The sequence below is a fragment of the Bacteroides sp. AF32-8BH genome (genome assembly GCF_003435205.1).
GTDB lineage: Bacteria > Bacteroidota > Bacteroidia > Bacteroidales > Bacteroidaceae > Bacteroides > Bacteroides ovatus.
This window is the reverse complement of record NZ_QVLZ01000007.1, coordinates 180,574-201,210: the sequence shown is the minus strand read 5'-3', so window position 1 is coordinate 201,210 and position 20,637 is coordinate 180,574. Positions and strand designations below refer to the sequence as shown.

11 protein-coding genes are annotated in these 20,637 nt (G+C 42.4%); 6 read left to right on the top strand and 5 right to left on the bottom strand.

Annotated features, from left to right (window positions below):
* Nucleotides 1-30 precede the first annotated feature (30 nt).
* The 5 genes from DWZ47_RS06905 to DWZ47_RS06885 all read left to right on the top strand — a co-directional run bounded on the left by DWZ47_RS06905 (nt 31) and on the right by DWZ47_RS06885 (nt 8,392).
* A complete protein-coding gene (locus DWZ47_RS06905; RefSeq protein ID WP_233525013.1) occupies nt 31-2,226 on the top strand; it encodes a peptidase M26 in 2,196 nt (731 codons plus the stop codon).
* 27 nt (nt 2,227-2,253) lie between these two features.
* A complete protein-coding gene (locus tag DWZ47_RS06900) occupies nt 2,254-4,293 on the top strand; it encodes a GLUG motif-containing protein (protein WP_004299748.1) in 2,040 nt (679 codons plus the stop codon).
* A 165-nt stretch (nt 4,294-4,458) separates the two neighbouring features.
* Entirely contained in the window at nt 4,459-7,098 is a 2,640-nt protein-coding gene (locus tag DWZ47_RS06895) for a glycoside hydrolase family 2 protein (RefSeq protein WP_117512635.1), read from the top strand.
* A 165-nt stretch (nt 7,099-7,263) separates the two neighbouring features.
* Entirely contained in the window at nt 7,264-7,575 is a 312-nt protein-coding gene (locus tag DWZ47_RS06890; RefSeq protein WP_117512634.1) for a metal-sulfur cluster assembly factor, read from the top strand.
* 52 nt (nt 7,576-7,627) lie between these two features.
* The gene (locus tag DWZ47_RS06885) at nt 7,628-8,392 is read left to right on the top strand and encodes a UDP-2,3-diacylglucosamine diphosphatase (RefSeq protein ID WP_117512633.1); all 765 of its coding nucleotides are present in this window, start codon (nt 7,628-7,630) and stop codon (nt 8,390-8,392) included.
* Between the two features lie 106 nt (nt 8,393-8,498).
* Here DWZ47_RS06885 and DWZ47_RS06880 read toward each other — a convergent pair whose 3' ends face one another.
* The 5 genes from DWZ47_RS06880 to DWZ47_RS06860 all read right to left on the bottom strand — a co-directional run bounded on the left by DWZ47_RS06880 (nt 8,499) and on the right by DWZ47_RS06860 (nt 18,696).
* Nucleotides 8,499-9,626, bottom strand: a complete 1,128-nt coding sequence (locus DWZ47_RS06880) for a SusE domain-containing protein (protein ID WP_117512632.1) — start codon at nt 9,624-9,626, stop codon at nt 8,499-8,501.
* A 17-nt stretch (nt 9,627-9,643) separates the two neighbouring features.
* Entirely contained in the window at nt 9,644-11,239 is a 1,596-nt protein-coding gene (locus DWZ47_RS06875) for a RagB/SusD family nutrient uptake outer membrane protein (protein WP_117512631.1), read from the bottom strand.
* A gap of 13 nt (nt 11,240-11,252) precedes the next feature.
* Nucleotides 11,253-14,267, bottom strand: a complete 3,015-nt coding sequence (locus tag DWZ47_RS06870; protein ID WP_117512630.1) for a SusC/RagA family TonB-linked outer membrane protein — start codon at nt 14,265-14,267, stop codon at nt 11,253-11,255.
* Nucleotides 14,268-14,432: 165 nt separating this feature from the next.
* Nucleotides 14,433-16,640: a glycoside hydrolase family 97 protein gene (locus DWZ47_RS06865; protein ID WP_117512629.1), complete on the bottom strand. Its 2,208-nt coding sequence runs from the start codon at nt 16,638-16,640 to the stop codon at nt 14,433-14,435.
* A gap of 199 nt (nt 16,641-16,839) precedes the next feature.
* Nucleotides 16,840-18,696, bottom strand: a complete 1,857-nt coding sequence (locus tag DWZ47_RS06860; protein ID WP_117512628.1) for a glycoside hydrolase family 13 protein — start codon at nt 18,694-18,696, stop codon at nt 16,840-16,842.
* Between the two features lie 243 nt (nt 18,697-18,939).
* Here DWZ47_RS06860 and DWZ47_RS06855 point away from each other — a divergent pair, with 243 nt between their 5' ends.
* The gene (locus tag DWZ47_RS06855) at nt 18,940-20,535 is read left to right on the top strand and encodes a DUF6377 domain-containing protein (protein WP_117512627.1); all 1,596 of its coding nucleotides are present in this window, start codon (nt 18,940-18,942) and stop codon (nt 20,533-20,535) included.
* Nucleotides 20,536-20,637 lie beyond the last annotated feature (102 nt).

Here is a 20,637-nt window from a genome sequence, read left to right as displayed (position 1 = left end):
ATATTTAATCGAACAAACTTTTATATAGTTATGAAAAAGGTTTATCACTTATTGAGCGTTGCACTGCTGGGCGCAATGGCACTAACCTCTTGCGAAGAGGACAAGATAGTGAATGAAAATAACGGTGAAGGGAACGAAACCGACAAGAATCTGACTGATTATTCATTTATAGCTTCTATTAAACAGTCCGCCCCTTTGGGTCGCAGCAATTTGCAGAATGGAGTGTATACATGGAATAAAGGAGATGCTGTTACATTATGGAATCGCAACTTCGGAGCCGGCTATGATTTCTCTATCACCCCGGGGTATAATGACAACCAACCTGACAAATCTGCTGAATTCACAGGAAAAGCTGCTGTAGAAAATGGCCATAAGCTGATTGCGGTATTTCCACGGAAAGAAGCAAAAACATTTAATGACCTGGCTACCTTTTCTATGCCGGAGACATTTACTCAGACTGGAAAAACAGCAGAACTGGCAGCCACTACCTATATGGTTGCCACCGGGGATGTGACTGATAATAAGATTCCTGCATTAACGTTTTCACCATTGACTGCATTGATACAGTTTGGTTTGAAAAACACGTCGGACCGGGAACTGAAGATTCGCTATATTACGCTGGAGAGTGATGATGATGTATTTCCCGCAGAGTTGAAGATCGACGAAGACGGAGTGGTACAGAGTCTTTCAGGTATGCGTAACAAACTGACACTTGACATGAGTGGACAAGCATTGGCGCAGAATGAAACATTAAACGGGTATTTGAATATATTACCTACAACCTATGGTGATACCCGGTTGATGAAAAGTACGACCGAACTGAATATTACAGTAAGCGTTTTGAATAATGAAGTGGAACAGGATATTATCCTGCTGAAAAAAGTAAAAGTCAAAGATTTGGAGGATAACATCGGACTTGATATGGATGCTACTGCCAATCAGTTTGCAGCCGGCAAGCATTATAAAATGGATTTTGAGGTAGATTATCGTTTCAGAATTCCTGATGAGGGCTATATGATCGATGATGATGGAAATATTCATATCTATAATAAGACTGGATTATTCGGATGGAATAAAATTGCGGATGAATACCGTAAGGCAACTGTTACTTTAGAAAAAGAATATATCGATGAACCGGCAGGGGATGGAATAAAAGTGATTGATATGGGTAATGAACTTTGGGAACCTATTAGTGCGTTTGGAGGTGTATTTGAAGGTAATGGTGTTACCATCCGCAATTTGCGAATAGCTAATAAAGGTTTTATAGCTACCAATACGGGAACTATCCGGAATTTGACTTTGGAAAATGTAAGTTTCTCTGCTGATATCACAGAGGGAGCAGGAGCATTGGTTGCCGAAAGTTCAACGAGTGTCATTCAGAATTGTACAGTCAAGGGAGTGACTGCAACCGTTATAAAACCGGTAGTTTTTGGTGGTTTGATCGGTCGAAACTCCGAAGGAAGAATAGAAGGTTGTCAAGTTATCAGTGGAACTATTAACCTTAATTTGAGTGGTGCTGGTAATTCTAATTATGGTGGCTTGGTTGGTGAGCATTTTAATGGAACGGCTCTTATTATAAATTCGTATGTCGGTGCAGATGTAACAATCAAGCATCCTAGTAACTCTAGTGGTGCATCCTGTGTCGGCGGACTTGTTGGCTGGAACAACTCCGGTAAAGTCAAAGGTTGTTACTCATTAGCCAAACTTGAGGTTTCTTGTTCTGGACAAGTAGGAGGACTTATAGGGGCTAATAGTAACGGTACGGTTCTGGCCTGTTATGTAGCCGGTTCAATTAGTGGAACTATCTATAATAATACTGGCGGTTTCATTGCACAGAATACCATTAATAATGCTGATGCTACTGTGACGGCTTGCTACTCGACCACGCAGATAAATGTGACTAATAATGCTGGAAGTAATAAATTGGGAGCTTTCGTCGCTTCGAATTCAACAGGAATCAACCAGTGTTATTTCGTAGGCGAGACGGTGACTAATCCTGTAGGAAGCGGATCTGTAAATGGAATTAGTAAGGTAACAGCTACTCAACTCAAGGATAAGAAACGTCAGATGAATCTGGCAATAGAAGCCAAGGATCCAGAATTTGGTTTTAGCTTTAAAGTGAATGAGGATGCCGGAACTAATATATACTGTCCGTTGATTCTACAGGGGGCTGTGAAAGAACCTGGCTTCAGTGGATCAGATTTTGGAGATGGTGGTGATATTTAAATAACTGATAACAGAAAAAAATAAATCATGAATAAAATCTATTCTTTATTAGGGATCGGGCTGCTAAGTGCAGCCACCCTAAGCTCTTGTAAAGAAGATGTTTTCATTGAAGGTGGGGATGAACTGCAACGGGGAGAATCACAGACTTATGTGGCTGTTGCTTCTATCCGGGGGTATGAAAATACGGACAAAGAATCGTCTACACGTGCCAACGTACAAGATGACGGTAGTTCCTTTATGTGGAATGCCGATGATAAGGTTACACTTTGGAATGGAACAAATGGCTATGATTTCACAACCATAAATTATGATGAGAGTGAACCGTCTGGGAATGTGGAATTTGCAGGGAATGGTAACTTTGAAGAGGGAGCTACTGTTTGGGGAATCTATCCGAAAAAAGATGTTCCGACTTCAGGGAATGTTTTCACTTTTACGTTGGGAGATGCTACGCAAAGTGCCCAAAAAGCAGAGCTGCAGAATACGATGCACATGCTTGCTAAAGGCACGGTGAATGGGACTACCGTCACCAATCTTAAGTTTGAACATTTGACAGCTCTTTATCAGTTTAAATTCACCAATCGAAGACCGGATGCCTATAAAGTGACAAAGGTGGTTGTTTCGGCTGATGCTGCTATTTTCCCAAAAACGTTGACAGTTTCGGGAGAAGAGAAAACGTATGGTGATAAAAGTAATAGTCTGACTTTGTCTATGACAAGTTTGGAAATGGCAAAGAATGAAGTTGCGTACGGTTATTTGAGTTTCTTTCCGATAGCAGACATGACAAAGGATACAGAATTAACTTTTACTGCTACGATAGAAAAAGTGGGAGATTCTTCCTCTACGGAAACAATAGAGAAAAAAGGAAAGATCAGTGAACTTTATAATGCCGAATCGGTGGTAGCAGGAGATGAATATAAATATGTGGCTGGAAAGCGATATGGTATATCATTTATGCTGGTGGCAGACTTGGGATATGAGGAGACTGAAGCGGGTAAGTATTTAGTCAAGAAAGAAGACGGGTTGATAAATTTGGCAAGTGAACCGACTGTTATGACGAATGCTGCTACGGTAATTACATTAGATGCTGATCTTGATATGTCGACTAAAGAGGCATGGGTACCGGTTACGGAGTTTAAAGGTATATTGGACGGCAATGGCAAGACTATTTCCGGTCTTACAATTGAAGCAACAGGAAACGATGCCGGTTTGTTTATAACTAATAATGGTATCATTAAAAATTTAACCCTTAAAGATGTAACGGTGAAACAAGTGTCAGGCGCAGCTGGGGCATTTGCAGCAATAAATACCGGAACGATTCAGAATTGCGTCATTGATGGAGGAGCGTTGACTGTCAATGGAACAGATGCTAAGTTGGGGGCTATTACCGGACATAATCAGACTGGTGCGTCAATGATAAAGGATTGTAAGGTAAAAGGTAATGTGGTACTGACTGTTGCCGGTGGTAAAGTAAATGCTGGTGGATTGGCAGGTGTGAACGGATGGTGGTCTAAGGCACAAATACAAGGTTCTTCGATTGACAAGGAGGTATCCTTTGTATATAGAGGTAATGGTGAAGGTGCCATCGGAGGACTTGTGGGTTGGAATGTTCAGGGAACCATAACTGGCTGTTATTCTTTGATGACTATTACTGCATTTACAGCTGTGAATGCCGGTGGTCTGGTGGGAGGAAACGAAGGACCTGTAACCGCTTCGTTTGCTGCTAGTGAAATAGTGGCCAAAGCGTCCGGAAATATTGGCGGTTTGGTGAAAAATGGTGGAACTTTGACAGGATGTTATTCAACTTCTGTGCTTTCTGGCACTGCTTCTGTTACCATTTGTGGAATATCAACGGGATCAGTGACAGCAAACGAATGTTATTTTATGTCCGACGGAGTTTCGAATCCGGGTGGAAACTTACCAACTTCAACTAAGGTAAGCGATGCTGCTGCCCTGATTGATAAAATTGCATCCATGAATCAAGCGATAGCTGGCTCTGGTTACAAGTATGTTGAAAATACAGGAACCGACAGTGCCAGAGTACCTTTACTCATTCAACCGGATGAATAATAACTGACAGGTATTAGTTTGAATCCCCTTATTTATCCTTGTTTTGTATATGAAGAGGACAAATAGGGGGATTCGTATCTGGAATATACTATCTTTGTGTGTCGAAGACATCTTTGGGTTGATTGCGACATACAACATGACATTCATTGTAAAATAAAACTTTATATGAGACGAATCTTTGTTAGCTTACTGCTTTTATCTCTGTTTTTTATGGGCTATGCCCATGAGCCGGAATTTTCAACAGCCGGTTTCTTCCGGTTGCCGGATACCGGGCGTGATGTGTACTCGATGAATCCTGCCTGGTGTTTTTATAAAGGAAGTGCGGTGGGTGCCGAAGCAAAAGAATTTAACGACAAAGCCTGGCAGGTGGTGTCTTTACCTAATGGTATTGAGTATCTTCCTACTGAGGCTAGTGGTTGCATCAATTATCAGGGGGAAGTATGGTATCGTAAACACTTTACTCCATCCGAAGCATTGAAAGGAAAGAAACTGTTTCTCCACTTTGAAGCCATTATGGGTAAAAGTAAGATTTATGTAAACGGTAAATTATTGGCAGAGCACTTTGGAGGCTATCTTCCCGTATCGGTAGATGTGACTGATGCATTGAAGTGGGGAGAGGACAATGTGATTGCGGTGTGGGCTGATAATAGCGACGATCCGACCTATGCGCCTGGAAAACCACAAGATGTGTTAGATTATGCCTACTTGGGAGGTATTTATCGGGATTGCTGGCTGATTGCACATAATTATGTGTTTATCACGGATCCGAATTACGAGAACGAAATAGCAGGAGGCGGACTGTTTATTGCCACCGATCGTGTATCGGAGCAATCGACAGATATTCTCTTGAAAGCGCATATACGTAATGAAGACAAACAGGGCTTTGCAGGAAAAATTTCCTATTCTTTAGTAGACCGTGCAGGAAAAGAAGTGGCATCGTCAGATGTGAAACTGAATATCCGTAAAGGGACTGCGACAAGTCATAATGGAAAGATGAAAGTGAAGCAGCCGCATTTATGGACTCCTGAATCACCTTATCTGTATAATCTGTGTGTGCGTATTTATGATAAGAATGGAAATGTAGTAGATGGTTATCGTCGTCGTGTCGGTATCCGTAGTATCGAATTTAAGGGAAAAGATGGCTTCTGGCTGAATGGAAAACCTTATGGTAAACCTTTGATGGGAGCTAATCGGCATCAGGATTTTGCAGTTGTAGGAAATGCGGTTGCCAATAGTATTCACTGGCGTGACGCCAAGAAACTGAAAGATTTGGGGCTGGAAGTAATCCGTAATGCACATTGTCCGCAAGATCCTGCTTTTATGGATGCTTGTGATGAACTTGGTCTGTTTGTTATCGTGAATACTCCGGGATGGCAATTCTGGAATAACGAACCCATTTTTGCCAAACGGGTTTATAATGATATACGTAATATGGTTCGTCGTGACCGTAACCATCCTTGTGTATGGCTGTGGGAACCGATCTTGAATGAAACATGGTATCCGGAAGATTTTGCCGGGCGTGTGAAAGGGATTGTTGATGAGGAATATCCTTATCCGTCCTGCTATTCCGGTTGTGATGTGCAAGCCAAGGGCTCGCAATATTTTCCGGTACAGTTTGCCCATCCGATGGATCTTTCAAAACGTGATCCTAAAATTACATATTTTACACGCGAGTGGGGAGATAATGTCGATGATTGGAGTTCGCACAATTCTCCAAGTCGCACAGCCCGTAACTGGGGAGAACAGCCTATGCTTATACAGGCTGCTCATTACGCTTCTCCTTATTATAATTACATTTGCTATGATGGTTTGTATAAAGAGTCTCCCTGGCATGTGGGCGGATGCTTGTGGCATTCGTTCGATCATCAGCGGGGATACCATCCGGACCCGTTCTATGGTGGATTGATGGATGTATTCCGTCAGCCTAAGTATTCCTATTATATGTTTAAGGCGCAACGTCCGGCTGTCGTTTCCGAGAGTTTGGCAGAAAGCGGACCGATGGTTTATATTGCTCACGAGATGACACCGTTCTCAAGCAGAGATGTAACGGTGTATTCCAACTGCGATGAAGTTCGTTTGACTGTGAATAAAGATGGACAGACTTATACCTATAAAAAAGACAAGACGCGAAAAGGAATGCCTTCTCCGGTAATAACTTTCCCCGGGGTATTTGACTTTATGGTTGATAAGAAGATGACTCGTGAAAAGCATGATGCGGACGTCTATTTCCTGGCAGAGGGACTGATGGATGGTAAAGTGGTGGCTACACATAAAGTAATGCCAGCCCGCCGTGCAGAACAGATTCGTTTGAGAGTAGACAACGAAGGAGTCGGACTGCGTGCTGATGGATCTGATTTTGTTACTGTTGTGGCAGAAGTCACGGATAAGAATGGAAATGTAAAGCGTTTGAATAATTATTATATCAAGTTCTTTGTAGAAGGAGAGGGACATATTTTGGGCGGGGCAAATGTTTTGGCCAATCCTGCTCCGGTGAAGTGGGGAAGTGCTCCTGTATTGATTCAATCAACTACAATTCCTGGAAAGATAAAAGTAAGGGCTAGTGTTTTGTTTGAAGGATCACAGATGCCTGTAAGCGGTGAATTGGAACTTACTTCTTCCGCTCCGATGTATCCGTTGATATTTGATAAGAAAGAAGAAGCCCGGCCTAAGCAATCCGAATCGTTTTCCATAGATAAGAAGAGTGACGCAGAGTTGGAGCTGGAACGTCTCCGTCGTGAACTGAATGAATTAAAACTGAAAGAAGTGGAGCAACAACAGACAGATTTCGGTGAGAAATTGGATTAAGACGACTCATTGCAACAATTTACTACTCTGGTACGTTTTCTTAATGAACCGATGGTAGAGAATAAATGTAATATTCTTTAGGCACGGGACACTCATTCCGTACCTAATTTTTTATGTTTCATTTTTTATCTCTATCTTTGCGATACACAATTAATTGAAGACGTTATGGAAAAAATAGAAATAGAAGAAAAGATTGTAGCCATGCTGAAAACGGTGTACGACCCGGAGATTCCGGTGAACGTATACGATCTTGGACTGATTTATAAGATAGATGTTGCCGATAATGGAGAAACAGTGCTTGATATGACATTGACAGCCCCTAACTGTCCGGCTGCTGATTTTATCATGGAAGATATTCGTCAGAAAGTGGAATCGGTGGAGGGTGTGACTGCGGCTACCATTAATCTGGTGTTTGAACCGGAATGGGATAAAGATATGATGAGTGAGGAAGCGAAACTCGAGCTCGGTTTTCTCTAGTTACGAGTGATAACCTCATAATCAATCTTTTATAACTAACAACTCAAAACTCATGAAGAACGTTTATTTCCTTTCCGATGCGCATCTTGGTTCACGTGCCATTGAGCATGGCCGTACGCAAGAACGACGCTTGGTGAATTTTCTCGATAGTATAAAGCACAAGGCTTCTGCTGTTTATTTGCTGGGAGATATGTTCGACTTCTGGTATGAATTCCGATTAGTGGTTCCTAAAGGTTATACCCGTTTTCTGGGAAAAATCTCCGAACTGACGGATATGGGAGTGGAAGTTCATTACTTTATTGGCAATCATGATATCTGGTGTGGAGATTATCTTACAAAGGAGTGCGGGGTTATCATGCATCGCGAACCGCTCACTACCGAAATCTACGGGAAAGAATTCTATCTTGCTCACGGTGACGGACTGGGCGATCCGGACAAGAAGTTTAAATTACTCCGACAGATGTTCCATAGCAAAACTTTGCAAACGATGTTTTCAGCTATCCATCCCCGTTGGAGTGTGGAATTAGGTTTGTCATGGGCAAAGCATAGTCGGCAGAAACGGGCGGATGGAAAAGAACCCGATTATATGGGTGAGAATAAAGAACATCTGGTGTTATATACAAAAGATTATTTGAAGAGTCATCCTAATATCAATTTTTTTATTTACGGGCATCGGCACATTGAACTGGATTTGATGTTGAGTGTTACTTCGCGTGTGCTGATTCTGGGAGACTGGATTAATTTTTTCTCTTATGCCGTATTTGATGGTGAGAATCTCTTTTTGGAAGAGTATATCGAAGGAGAAACACAGGTTTGATGGTTTATCATTAAGAATAACGCAGATTCATCCGGATTAGATTGTAATTTACTAGTTAACAATATAAATAATCTGTATGAACCTGCGTAATTTGTGATGGAAAGACTTATTTTTTTGTCACGATCAATTTAGCTTTCACTCTATTGAAGTACAACTTAATAGTATAAGTACCATCCTCGCTTACTTTAAAATTATTATCGCTGCCCGCTTCTTCAAATTCTCCTTCAACATCATTGGTACCGAATGAATTAACCCATTCGTTGTCCGCGCGGATTTTCCATGCGTTATCGGTTTTCAGATCCAGCGTAGCTGTTAAGTAATAAGCTCTGGTGCCTGAAGCATCCGATTCAAAAGCTAAAGTCATCGGAGTGTCTGCAGCTGCCTTTCCCCAATCGTTATGTGTACCTGCAATTCCCCATGCATCGGCTGATGCTTTTACTAAAAGTTCCAGAGTTGTTTTATTAAAAGAAAACTTATAAGAGAACTTATCATAGCAACTAATATTGCCCGCACCGGCAACTAAAGTGATGGAGGTTGGATTCATTTCATTGGTACCCTCATACCCCCAACTGGTGTTCCAAGACGCTTCAGGAGAAATTTTCCAGCCATCTTTTGTCTGATTGCCAAAGACTACCCATCCTTCATAGATACCATCATCATTGGCAGAGAACAGTAGTTGGCATTGCTGGAACGAATCATTTGGATCTCCCCAACTGCAATAGGCCCCCGGCAAATATACTTTTGGATATTCGGGATCACCGACGAATGGAGTGATTTGGGTAGACACTACATTTGAATAGAAAGAATCAGCGGCATCTGAAATAGAAGAAGCGATACGGAATTCAAAATCATAGGGTGCTACGGTTACTTCCATTTCATAAGATTGAAGCAGCTTCATAATTTTACTATTCAAATCCTTTGTAGTGATGGAATAAGGTCCCTCTTCTGTAGAAGAGTATAAAGTGATTGCGCTTCCGAAATTCTTCCCTTTCAGGTCCATTTGCAATGAATTGATAATTTTGGCTGCATATCCTGCTTGAGGTTTGGTCCATTTAAATTCTATTGCAGTGGTTTGAGCCTTGTTTGCATCTAATACATAAGTGTCGGCAATACCGGAAAGTACGGCAGGAATCGCTTCGCTCTCATTGTAATATACTTTGTCCAGATCGCTGTCACACGCACTGAATACCAATAGTGAAAGGCAGATTGCTGATATATATTTTACTATTTTCATATCTGTGAGTCATTTTATTATTTATAACCTTCGTTTTGTTCCAGTTGGCCGTTCACGCTGATGTCTGAAACAGGAATAGGGAATACATTGTATTTCTCGTTGATGCCGACTCCTGCTATGATACCACCCTTGGCTGGCCAGGTGTATGAGTCGGAAGTAAACATGCCAAAGCGGATTAGGTCTGTACGGCGAAGGCCTTCCCAGTAAAGTTCGCGTCCTCTTTCGTCCAGTATGTTCCGGTAGTTGTTGGCTTTCAGCCAGGCTGCATCAATCGGTGTGTGGGCAGTTGAACCGTATGCACGGTCACGCAGTTCGTTCACATAACCTACGGCAGTAGTGATGTCGCCACCTTCACCGCCACGAGCCACTGATTCGGCATACATCAGATAAACGTCTGCCAAACGGAACAGAGGGAAATCGGTGTCTACCCACAAAACGTCCTGCCCAGCTTCGCCTGTGCTGGTAAGATTGGTATATTTCTGTACACCCCAGCCTTCGGTTGCAAAGGTGCCGGTGACTCCCGTTGTAATCTCATAGTTGCATACACCATTGTAATCGTCGAAAATACCTCTTTTATCTTTTATTTCGGCAGGTTTAGGGGTGGTGTTATCTTTGAAGTCGAACAATTTGACCAGGTTCTGTGTGCTACGGAAGACGCTCCAACCTTCACGAACTCCACCTCCGGCTTCTTTGCGTGAACCAACGATAATGGCTGTCATAGCCCATGATTGAATCTTGCGTCCGTCGAACATAATCGGAAAGATAATTTCTTTCAGCGTCTCGGGGTTCTCACCGTTATCCGCTTTGAAAAGGTCGGCATAGTTCTGTGCCAGCGAATAATTAGGAATGACACGTTTGCAAGCAGTGATACAGTCGGTATATCGGGGTTGTCCGGTGTAGACTTCGGCGTTGAGGTACATACGAGCCAGAAGGGCGTCGACTACCGTTTGGTCAGCACGTCCGTATTCGCTGCGGGTAGCAGGCAGGTCGGTGCGGATGGTGGTCAGTTCGCTTTCAATCCAGTTGAATAGTTCGGCACGGGAAAGCTGCGACGGATTGAGCGAATAGTTCTGTTCGGTGATAAACGGAGGACGACCGAAAGAATCCATCAATACGTAATAAGCCAATGCACGGTTGAAACGTGCCTGTGCGGCATAGCTTTTCTTGTCTATCTCTGCCGGGGCATTGTCTACGTTCTTCATAAACTCATTCGCCAGTGCAACGACAAACATACAACGTTGGTAGACACCTTCTATCACTTGGTTTTTGGCAGTGCTCCAGGTCAGTTCGTTGATTTCGTTGATCCATGCTCCGGTGGAAGCGTTCTTACATTCGTCGGTGGTCTGTTCTTGCATCGTCCACCAGCAACGCAGTAGTACGGTTTCACCGCCATCGAGTCCCTGGATATCGGAGTCGCCACCGTTTTGTCCGGAATGTGCCCAGACAGAATATATTTTATTGAGTCCTTTGGTATAGCTTTCAGCGTCGGAATAAGCTCTCTCGGCAGTTACTACAGTAGAGTCGAGCGGCTGTACATCGAGGTCGCCCACACAACTGGTCATACCAATGAAACAAACCAGTAGAGAAGCTAGTATATAATATTTCTTTTTCATGATTGTCCGGGTTTTAGAAGTTAAGATTGATGCCTAATGAGAAGGTACGGGGGCGGGCCCACATCGTGCCGTCTATTGCCGAAGTTTCGGGATCAAGACCGCTATACTTGGTGATGGTGAATACATTCTGCACCGAAGCACTGATACGTCCCGACAGACGGCTGCTGAAAAGTTTCTGGAATGAATATCCCAACGTGATGTTGTCCATCTTCAGGAAGGAGGCATTTTCCAGGAAGTAGTCGCTGGCACCTTGCTCTGTACTGTTGATTTGAGTAAATCCGGTTTTGTAGATGGCATCGTAGTAATTCACAAGGAATCCTTTCCCACTGTAATTGTTGGCTGAACTATTGTCTGAAGCAAGGGAGTTATAGACGTAGTTACCGAGGTTGGCACGCAGGTTGAAACCTAAGTCCCAGTTACGCCAGGTAAACTCTGAACTAAATCCCATAAAGACTTTTGCCATCGGGCTTTTGCCAGTCAGATAGCGGTCGGCTTCGGTAATCTTACCATCGCCGTCACGGTCTACAAAAGCGTTTTGGATCGCTTTTCCGTCTTTGTCGTACACTTGTTGATAGAGATAGAACGTGTTTGGTGCGTAACCTATCTGATGGCGTTGGCGGTCGCCTACACTGATACCTTGATATTCGGGGTTATAATTGGCGGTAAGCTTGGTTATTTTGCTGTCATTCCAGGTGATATTATAACCTATGTTCCATGAGAAATCCTTGGTCTGTATCGCCATTGCATTGACGTTGAACTCTACACCCTCGTTCTTCATTTCGCCTACGTTGGCGGTGATCTCATTGGCAAAGTTCGTTCCGGCAGGAGCATTTACGGTATTCAACAAGTCTTTGGTGTGCTTCTGGTAGTATTCAATGCTACCGTTGATGCGGTTGTTGAGGAATCCGTAGTCGATGGCAAGGTTGTAGGTGACAGTCTGTTCCCATTTCAGGTCGGGACTGTAGCCGTTCGGTTTCAGTAGGAGCGAGCCAAGATAAGTGTTATTGGGGCTGGTGCTGAATGAATAGGTAGTCAGATACATATAATCTGTAATCTCCTGTTGTCCGGTCACACCATAACCCGCACGGATTTTCAGTTTAGACAATACGTTCTTCGTGCCCTGCATAAAAGCTTCATCGCTTACCGTCCATGCCAATGCTGCTGAAGGGAATAATCCCCAACGGTTGTTCTTGCTAAAGCGGGAAGAACCGTCCTGACGTAAAGTGGCAGTCAGCAGATAGCGTCCCATAAAGTTATAGTTCAGACGTCCGAAGAAAGATACCAGATAGTTTTCATTAGGAATGCGGCGGTGGTCGTTACGGATGTATCTGCCTTTTTCGGCGTTGTATGTATAGCCTTCCTTGTCGCCTTCGCTTCCGTCGGTGACATTAGAATAAGTGATATCGTGGTTGGCATAGTAGAAGTGCTGCCAAGAGTAACCTGCCATTACGTCTATGTGGCTCTTGATGGATTCTATATCTTTGGTATAGTTAAGATAGAAGTCGAGCAGGTGATTACGACGGAGGTTGTTCCATGTATTACCATTTCCCAAACTAGGAAAGTTGGTGTCCTGTATACTCTGCACAGAACCGGGAGCCATAAAGTTACTTCCTGTAGTTTTGGCTACGTCGTAACCTAAGTTCAGATTGGCGTGGAGGTCTTCCAGTCCGTGTATCTTATAGTCAAGTTGGATATTTCCCAAACTACGTTTGGTTTTTCCATGATTGTCTCTATCATATAATAAGGAAAGCGGATTCCAGGTAGCAACCGACTGTACTGCACCCGGCACTTCCGACCAGTTCCAGTAACCATTATACTTGCCATTGTCCGTGTACATCGGTTTCGTCGGATCGAAGAAAGCGGCTGCACCTACTGCACCTGCATCGGCAAATCGATTGTTATTGATCGTTCCCTTCACATTAATATCTACACTCAGGTGATCGTTGAAGAACTTCGGACTAAGGTTGATAGCTCCTGTATAACGTTCGTAAGAAGCAGTTTTCAAAGTTCCACGTTCGTTGTTATAACCGAAACTGACACGATAAGGTAAAAATCCCGCCTTACCGGAAACAGCTATGTTTTGGTCTATACTCAATCCTGTCTGGTAAATGGCATCTTGCCAGTTGGTAGACTGATTAGGATATACATTCAGGATGTTGCGAACAGCATTCCCCTGTGCAGTCCCTTCGGCATATTGACCGAGTAGTGTACTGCGGAATTCGTCGGCACCCAATGTCGGTACACGCTGGTAGGGATCTTTGGCTGCAAAGCTACCCGAATAGGTGATCTTCACTTTTCCTTGTGAACCCTTCTTGGTAGTGATAATGATAACACCGTTCGATGCGCGTGAACCGTAAATAGCGGTAGCCGAAGCATCTTTCAGCACGGTAAATGTTTCAATATCATTCGGGTTGATAGTGGCCAGTGCGTTGGGCGTACCCGGAGCAGCATCATTGGAGGTAGGAATACCATCAATCACTATTAACGGGTCGTTGGAAGCGTTGAGCGAAGCACCTCCACGAATACGGATGGTAGAACCTGCACCTGGCTGACCGTTTCCGGGAGCCACAAATAGCCCCGGCACTTTACCTTGAATCAGTTCTTGGGGTGAAGTGACAGCACCGCGGTTCATCTCTTCGGCTTTGATAGCCACTACCGAACCACTAAGGTCACTCTTTTTCACCGAACCATAACCTATGACAACTACATCGTTTAATACCTGACTATCATCTTTCAGTGTGACAGTCAGCGAAGGAGCAGCAGCCACTTCTGTGGATTTATATCCAATATAGGAAATAGACAAAATAGAACCCTTGGGGGCATTTAAAGTGAAGTTACCGTCAAAATCGGTAATAGTACCGTTGGTAGTGCCTTTCACTATAATGTTCGCTCCAATCACCGGTTCGCCTACAGCGTCTTTTACATGTCCCTTGACTGAAATCAGCTGTGCATAAGCGCCTAATGAAATGAATAACCCCATTAAAAGGGGAAGAATCGCTTTATAGATTCTTAGATTAACTTGCTTCATGCTTTTATGGTATTAAAATCAACAAAATAAATAATAATATCCTGTTCGTAAAACTATTCTCTTATAAAGAATACCTATTGAAAACTAATCTGTTTTTGAAGAATAACTTAGGCATGCTGCCTTCCGAGTACCCACGTGCTCGAAATGACAGATACCTCTTGACGCTTAAATCTTCTTCAATCCTTTTATTTCTGCTTTATCTTTTACCTCTTTGATACTGATAGCATACCCGCCACCATTAGCAGCACGCAGATTCAGTTTGCTTTTATTGGTTAACAGACCTTTGGTGATGGTATATGCCTGTGGATTTTCTTTCCAGTCAGCGTCTTTCGCATCGGCGTAAACGGTAGCGATGTATTGCTTACCCGGTTCAAGGAAATCGAAAACTAATTTAGAGTTGTGTCCATTATCGGCTGCCGTACAACCTACATACCAGTCGTTTGTACCTTTTGCTTTGCGGGCGATAGTGATGTATTGTCCTGGTTCTGCTTCCAAGTATTTCGTTTCATCCCAATCCATAGCTACATCTTTAATAAACTGGAAAGCATCCATGAAGCGTTCGTAGTTTTCGGGAATATCAGCAGCCATTTGAAGCGGGCTGTACATTGTTACATATAAAGCTAACTGACGAGCCAGTGTGCTACGTACTTGTGAATTGTTGCCCGGATTCATCTTGTTACAATGAGTTTCAAAAATTCCCGGAGTATAGTCCATCGGACCACCAATCAGACGGGTGAAAGGAAGGATCGTAGTGTGGTATACCGCGTTACCTCCGAATGATTCATATTCTGTGCCACGTGCCGATTCGTTTCCAATCAAATTAGGATAGGTGCGGCAAATACCTGTCGGACGGGTTGCTTCGTGTGCGTTGACCATGATTTTATAATCGGCGGCTTTCTTTACCGCATACAGGTAGTGGTTGTTCATCCATTGACCGTAGTGATGTTCACCGCGCGGAATAATGTTGCCTACATAACCACTCTTTACTGAATTATAACCATTGTCGACCATAAATTTATATGCCTGGTCCATGTGACGTTCATAGTTGCGAACTGAAGCGGAAGTTTCGTGGTGCATCATCATTTTCACCCCTTTGCTGGCAGCATAACGATGGATTTCCTTTACGTCAAAGTCGGGATAAGCAGTTACAAAGTCGAATACATAATCTTTGCTGTTACCAAACCAGTCTTCCCAACCTTCATTCCAGCCTTCCACCAATACAGCGTCGAATCCATGAGCGGCAGCAAAATCAATATAACGTTTCACATTAGCAGTATTAGCAGAATGTTTACCGTTCGGTTTGGTTTTAGAATAATCTGTTGCACCTAGTTTTACACTGGTCAGTTCGTCTGTATAAGCCCAAGAGCCTTTTCCGGTAATCATGTCCCACCATACACCGATGTATTTCACAGGTTTAATCCAAGAAGTATCAGTCAGTTTGCAAGGATCGTTCAGATTCAGCGTAATACGTGAAGCAAGAATATTGCGGGCATCATCGCTAACGATAATTGTACGCCAAGGTGTATTGCAAGGTGTCTGCAAATGCCCTTTGTTGCCTTGCGCGTCAGGAGTCAACCATGATTCAAATACCATATTCTTATCATCCAAGTTCAAGTTCATCAAAGAATAATCAATCAAAGCTGCTTCATGAAGGTTAATATACAAGCCGTTGTCTGTTTTCATCATCAAAGCTGTCTGTACACCTGTAGGTGAGAAAACAGTCTGTGATGTATTCGGTGTTACCGCTTTCTTCATCAAGCCTCTGATCTCTGACAGGCGGGAAACGGTATAATCATATTCTTGTGTGTCATAGTCTCCCGGAATCCAGTAAGCGGTATGATCTCCTGCCATGGCAAACTGCGAGTGCTCATCCTTAATAACGAAGTAGTTCAATGACTTCTGCTGTGGAAATTCATAGCGGAAACCCAGACCATCGTTGAATAAACGAAAACGGATTAACATAGAACGGTCATTTTCTGGTTGGAATAAAGTTACGGCCAGTTCGTTGTAATGGTTACGGATTTCTTTTTCTTCTCCCCATACAGGTTGCCAGTTCTCGTCGAAAGTAGAAGTTTGGGAATCTTTCAGTTGAAATCCGGTACGTAGATTGGTCTTTGAATCCAGTTTACCGTGATCTCTACGGTCTACCCAGTCGAAATCTGTTTGGGTTGCATTTTCCTTTTGCAGTTCCAACCCCAATGTACTTGGTTTGATAACAGCTTTTTCTTTGTAACTCAATTCATACATGGGAGCACCTTCTTTATTTAATTGGAAGGTCATTACCAGATTTCCATCCGGTGAGGTCAGTTTCTGTTGTGCGTTCGCGATGAACGAAATACAGAGTAAGGCAATAATCAATAAATTCTTCTTCATTTTATCTATGGTATTAAATTGTAAGCTAATCAATTCGAGCTTTCAGGTGTTCTGCATTAGGAATATCGCAAATGTAAAGACTATCCTTGCCAGCTCTGTGAATTAGAATAAAAATACAAGTGTATATAAATGACAATGTTCTGTTTATTAGATGATTAATATTTATCACTCCCTTCATAAATATAAGTCGTTATGAACTTCATTGGAAGGCTAAAATCAAAATTCCGCGGCTTTGAAACGTATATTCTTTGTCTAATTTGACTGTTTCTCCTGTCAGTACATTGTGAGCAGATGAGGCAGGCAATATTTCCTGATATTCATTCAGGCTGACGGTTTGTTCCCGGTTGTTTCCGTTAAGGAATACCACTACTGATTGGTTGCCGTATTTGCGTTCGTATACATATACTCCTTTGTTGGGAGAGAAATGTTTTAGTTTGCCTTTAGCAATGACTTCGTTTCCTTTTCTCCATTGAAGTAATTTTTGCAGGAAAGAGAAAGCCTCATTTTGTTGTACGGTCCGGTTGGTTGCGTTGAAGCAATTCTGTGCGTCATTCTGCCAGCCTCCCGGAAAATCGCAGCGAAGTAAGCCGTCGCCATTGGCTTTGTCGGCGGCCATTAGAATTTCAGTACCGTAATATATTTGCGGGATTCCCCGGGTGGTCAATAGAAATGTGAGAGCTTGTTTGTAGCGGTCGAGGTTTTGTGTAGCTGCTTCCGAACGGTAGAAACGGGAAGTGTCATGATTATCGAGAAAGACTAATAAATTCATCGGGTCGGCATAGACGATATCTTGTGATAGATAGTCGAAGAGACGGTAAAGTCCTCCGTTCCAGTCGTTTGTTTCTTCGTCGAAGGCGTTATTCATCTGATCCATCAGTGGGAAGTCCATCACTGTACGCAAATGCGAGTTTTTGGGAGCGGCTACTTTACTGTCCTTTTGCCAGTAAGAGACAAGCACGTTACTGCCTATCCAGGTTTCTCCTACAATGTTGAAATCGGGATATTCTTCTGTTACAGCTTTACACCAGTTGGACATCATTTCGAAATCCGCATAAGGATGTGTGTCCTGACGTATGCCATTGATACCTGCATACTCAATCCACCAGATACTGCTTTGTATCAGATAAGTAGCTACATGGCGGTTACGTTGGTTAAAGTCCGGCATACATTCGCTGAACCAGCCGTCTACTACTATTTTCTTCGCATAGTCTGAAGCGTACGGATCTGACGGAGTAGCTGTTTTGAAAGTGGTTTGTACATACTTGCCTTTGAAGTTGAACCAATCTTTGGAAGGCATATCTCTGAAGAGGTAATGCTGATCTCCACAATGATTGAAGATCATATCCATGACTACTTTCAACCCTTTACCATGCGCCTGCTCCACCAGGTTGCGGAATTCCTCGTTGCTTCCGAAACGACGGTCTACCTGATAATAGTCGGTAATGGCATATCCATGATAGGACCCTTCTTTCATATCATTTTCCTGAATAGGATTGAGCCATATACTCGTCACTCCCAAATCGGCAATATAATCCAGATGATTTTCTATTCCTTTCAGGTCACCGCCATGGCGTGCAAAAGGATCGTTGCGGTCTACTTTAGCTTCCAACATTCCGGGAACTATATCATTAGACGCATCACCATTAGCAAAGCGGTCTGGCATGATGAGATAAAGTACGTCACTGGAATTGAAACCTTCCACTTTGGAAGCCGACGGTCTTCTTTGTTTAAGTTCGTAGGGGACTACAGTTTGCTTTTTACCTTGTTTCAGGATGATTTCGAATTTCTGTGGGGCTGCTTCCGAAGTATTCATGTATAAAAGCAAATAGTTCGGATTTTCTTGTTTAACAACCTCTTGCAGCATGATGTCTTTAGACGAAATGCTAACTTCTGCAGAGGCTATATGCTCCCCATACAACAGGATTTGCAGTTGCGGGTTTTTCATTCCTGCCCACCAAAATGCAGGGGCTACTTTTTTAATTGTAGTTGCGGCGAATAGTGAACTGCAATTTAATAACGATACAAGTAAGATTACAGATAAAAAAAACTTTTTCATGGTAACGTGGATTTTAAATGTTTGCTCGGCGAACCGATGTTGCAAATGTAGAAGGATAGGATGCTTTATTTGGAAACTAGAATATAAATATAAATGCCTAAAGTGCTTATTTTCTTGTAAATCAGTGTGCTATTAGCGAAAATGCAATAAGAAAATACAAGTGAAAATTAAAATAGTTATGAATATATATTTTATTTTTATTACTATATTCATTATATTTGTGACATCATTAAAAAGCAACCTATGAGAAATCTGGTCTATTATATATTGTTTCTTCTTTTGACCTCTTCCGTTTCATTGTCTGCAAAGCAGACGGAATGTAGAGCAGCTCTTAAAAGACTGGATGATATCATAAATAAGAAAGAGACTTATCAACTTCAGAAAGAAAAAGAAATTGATGGCTTGAAAGTTCAACTTGCTCATTCGGTCGATCCCGTAGACAAATATCGGCTATACGGTTCTTTGTTTGATGCTTATCTTCATTATCAGGCTGATTCCGCACTTCATTATATAAATAATAGGAAAGAGATTCTCCCCCAATTGAATCATCCGGAGTTGGAGAATGAGATTATCATTAACCGGGCAACGGTATTGGGGGTGATGGGAATGTATATTGAGGCAATGAAAGAACTGGAGAGAATTGATCCGGAGAAATTGGAAGAAAGAATGTTACTGTCTTATTATCAGACTTACCGTGCCTGCTATGGCTGGCTTGCTGACTACACCACCAATAAAGAGGAAAAAAAGAAATACCTGAAAAAGACAGATTTGTATCGTGATTCTATTATCAGTGTCATGCCTCCGGAAACAAACAGGACGATTGCTGCGGCTGAAAAATATATAGTCAATGGTAAGGCTGATACGGCCTTAGTTATGCTTAATGACGCATTGAAGGACGTCGTTGACGAACGTCAGAAAGTGTATATCTACTATACGCTGTCCGAAGCATATAATATGAAGAAAGATACAGAAAAAGAAATATACTATCTGATATTGACAGCGATAGCAGATTTAGAATCATCAGTGAGGGAGTATGCCTCTTTGCAGAAGCTGGCACACCTTATGTATGAACAGGGAGATATTGACCGCGCCTACAAATATTTGAGCTGCTCGATGGAAGATGCCGTAGCTTGTAATGCCCGTTTACGTTTTATCGAAGTAACAGAATTCTTCCCGATCATTGATAAGGCTTATAAGTTGAAGGAAGAAAAAGAACGTGTGGTTTCCCGCACTATGTTAATCAGTGTCAGCTTGTTATCATTGTTTCTTTTGGTTGCTATCTTCTTCCTGTATCGATGGATGAAAAAACTGTCTGCCATGCGGCATGATTTGAGTTTGGCCAATGAACAGATGCAAGTCGTAAACAAAGAACTGGAACAGACGGGGAAAATAAAAGAGGTATATATTGCCCGCTATCTGGACAGGTGTGTCAACTATCTGGATAAACTGGAAACCTACCGTCGCTCATTGGCCAAACTGGCGATGGCATCCCGTATTGAGGATTTATTTAAGGCCATTAAGTCTGAACAGTTTATTCGGGATGAACGAGATGAATTCTATAATGAATTTGATAAATCTTTCTTGAAACTATTCCCTAACTTTATTTCCGCTTTTAATGAATTGTTGGTAGAAGAAGCAAGAGTTTATCCGAAATCCGATGAACTTCTGACAACAGAACTTCGTATTTTTGCCCTTATCCGTCTGGGAGTGGTAGACAGTAACAAGATCGCTCATTTTCTCGGTTATTCTTTGGCCACTATCTATAATTATCATAGCCGGATGCGTAATAAAGCTGCCGGAGATAAAGATATGTTCGAGCAGAATGTGATGAACCTATAATGTTATTCACAGATAGCAATATGTTATTACTTCGTAATATACGAGCCAATAATGCTTGTGTATAAAGCAAATATCTACTTTTAGTGTTCAATAATCCACTGT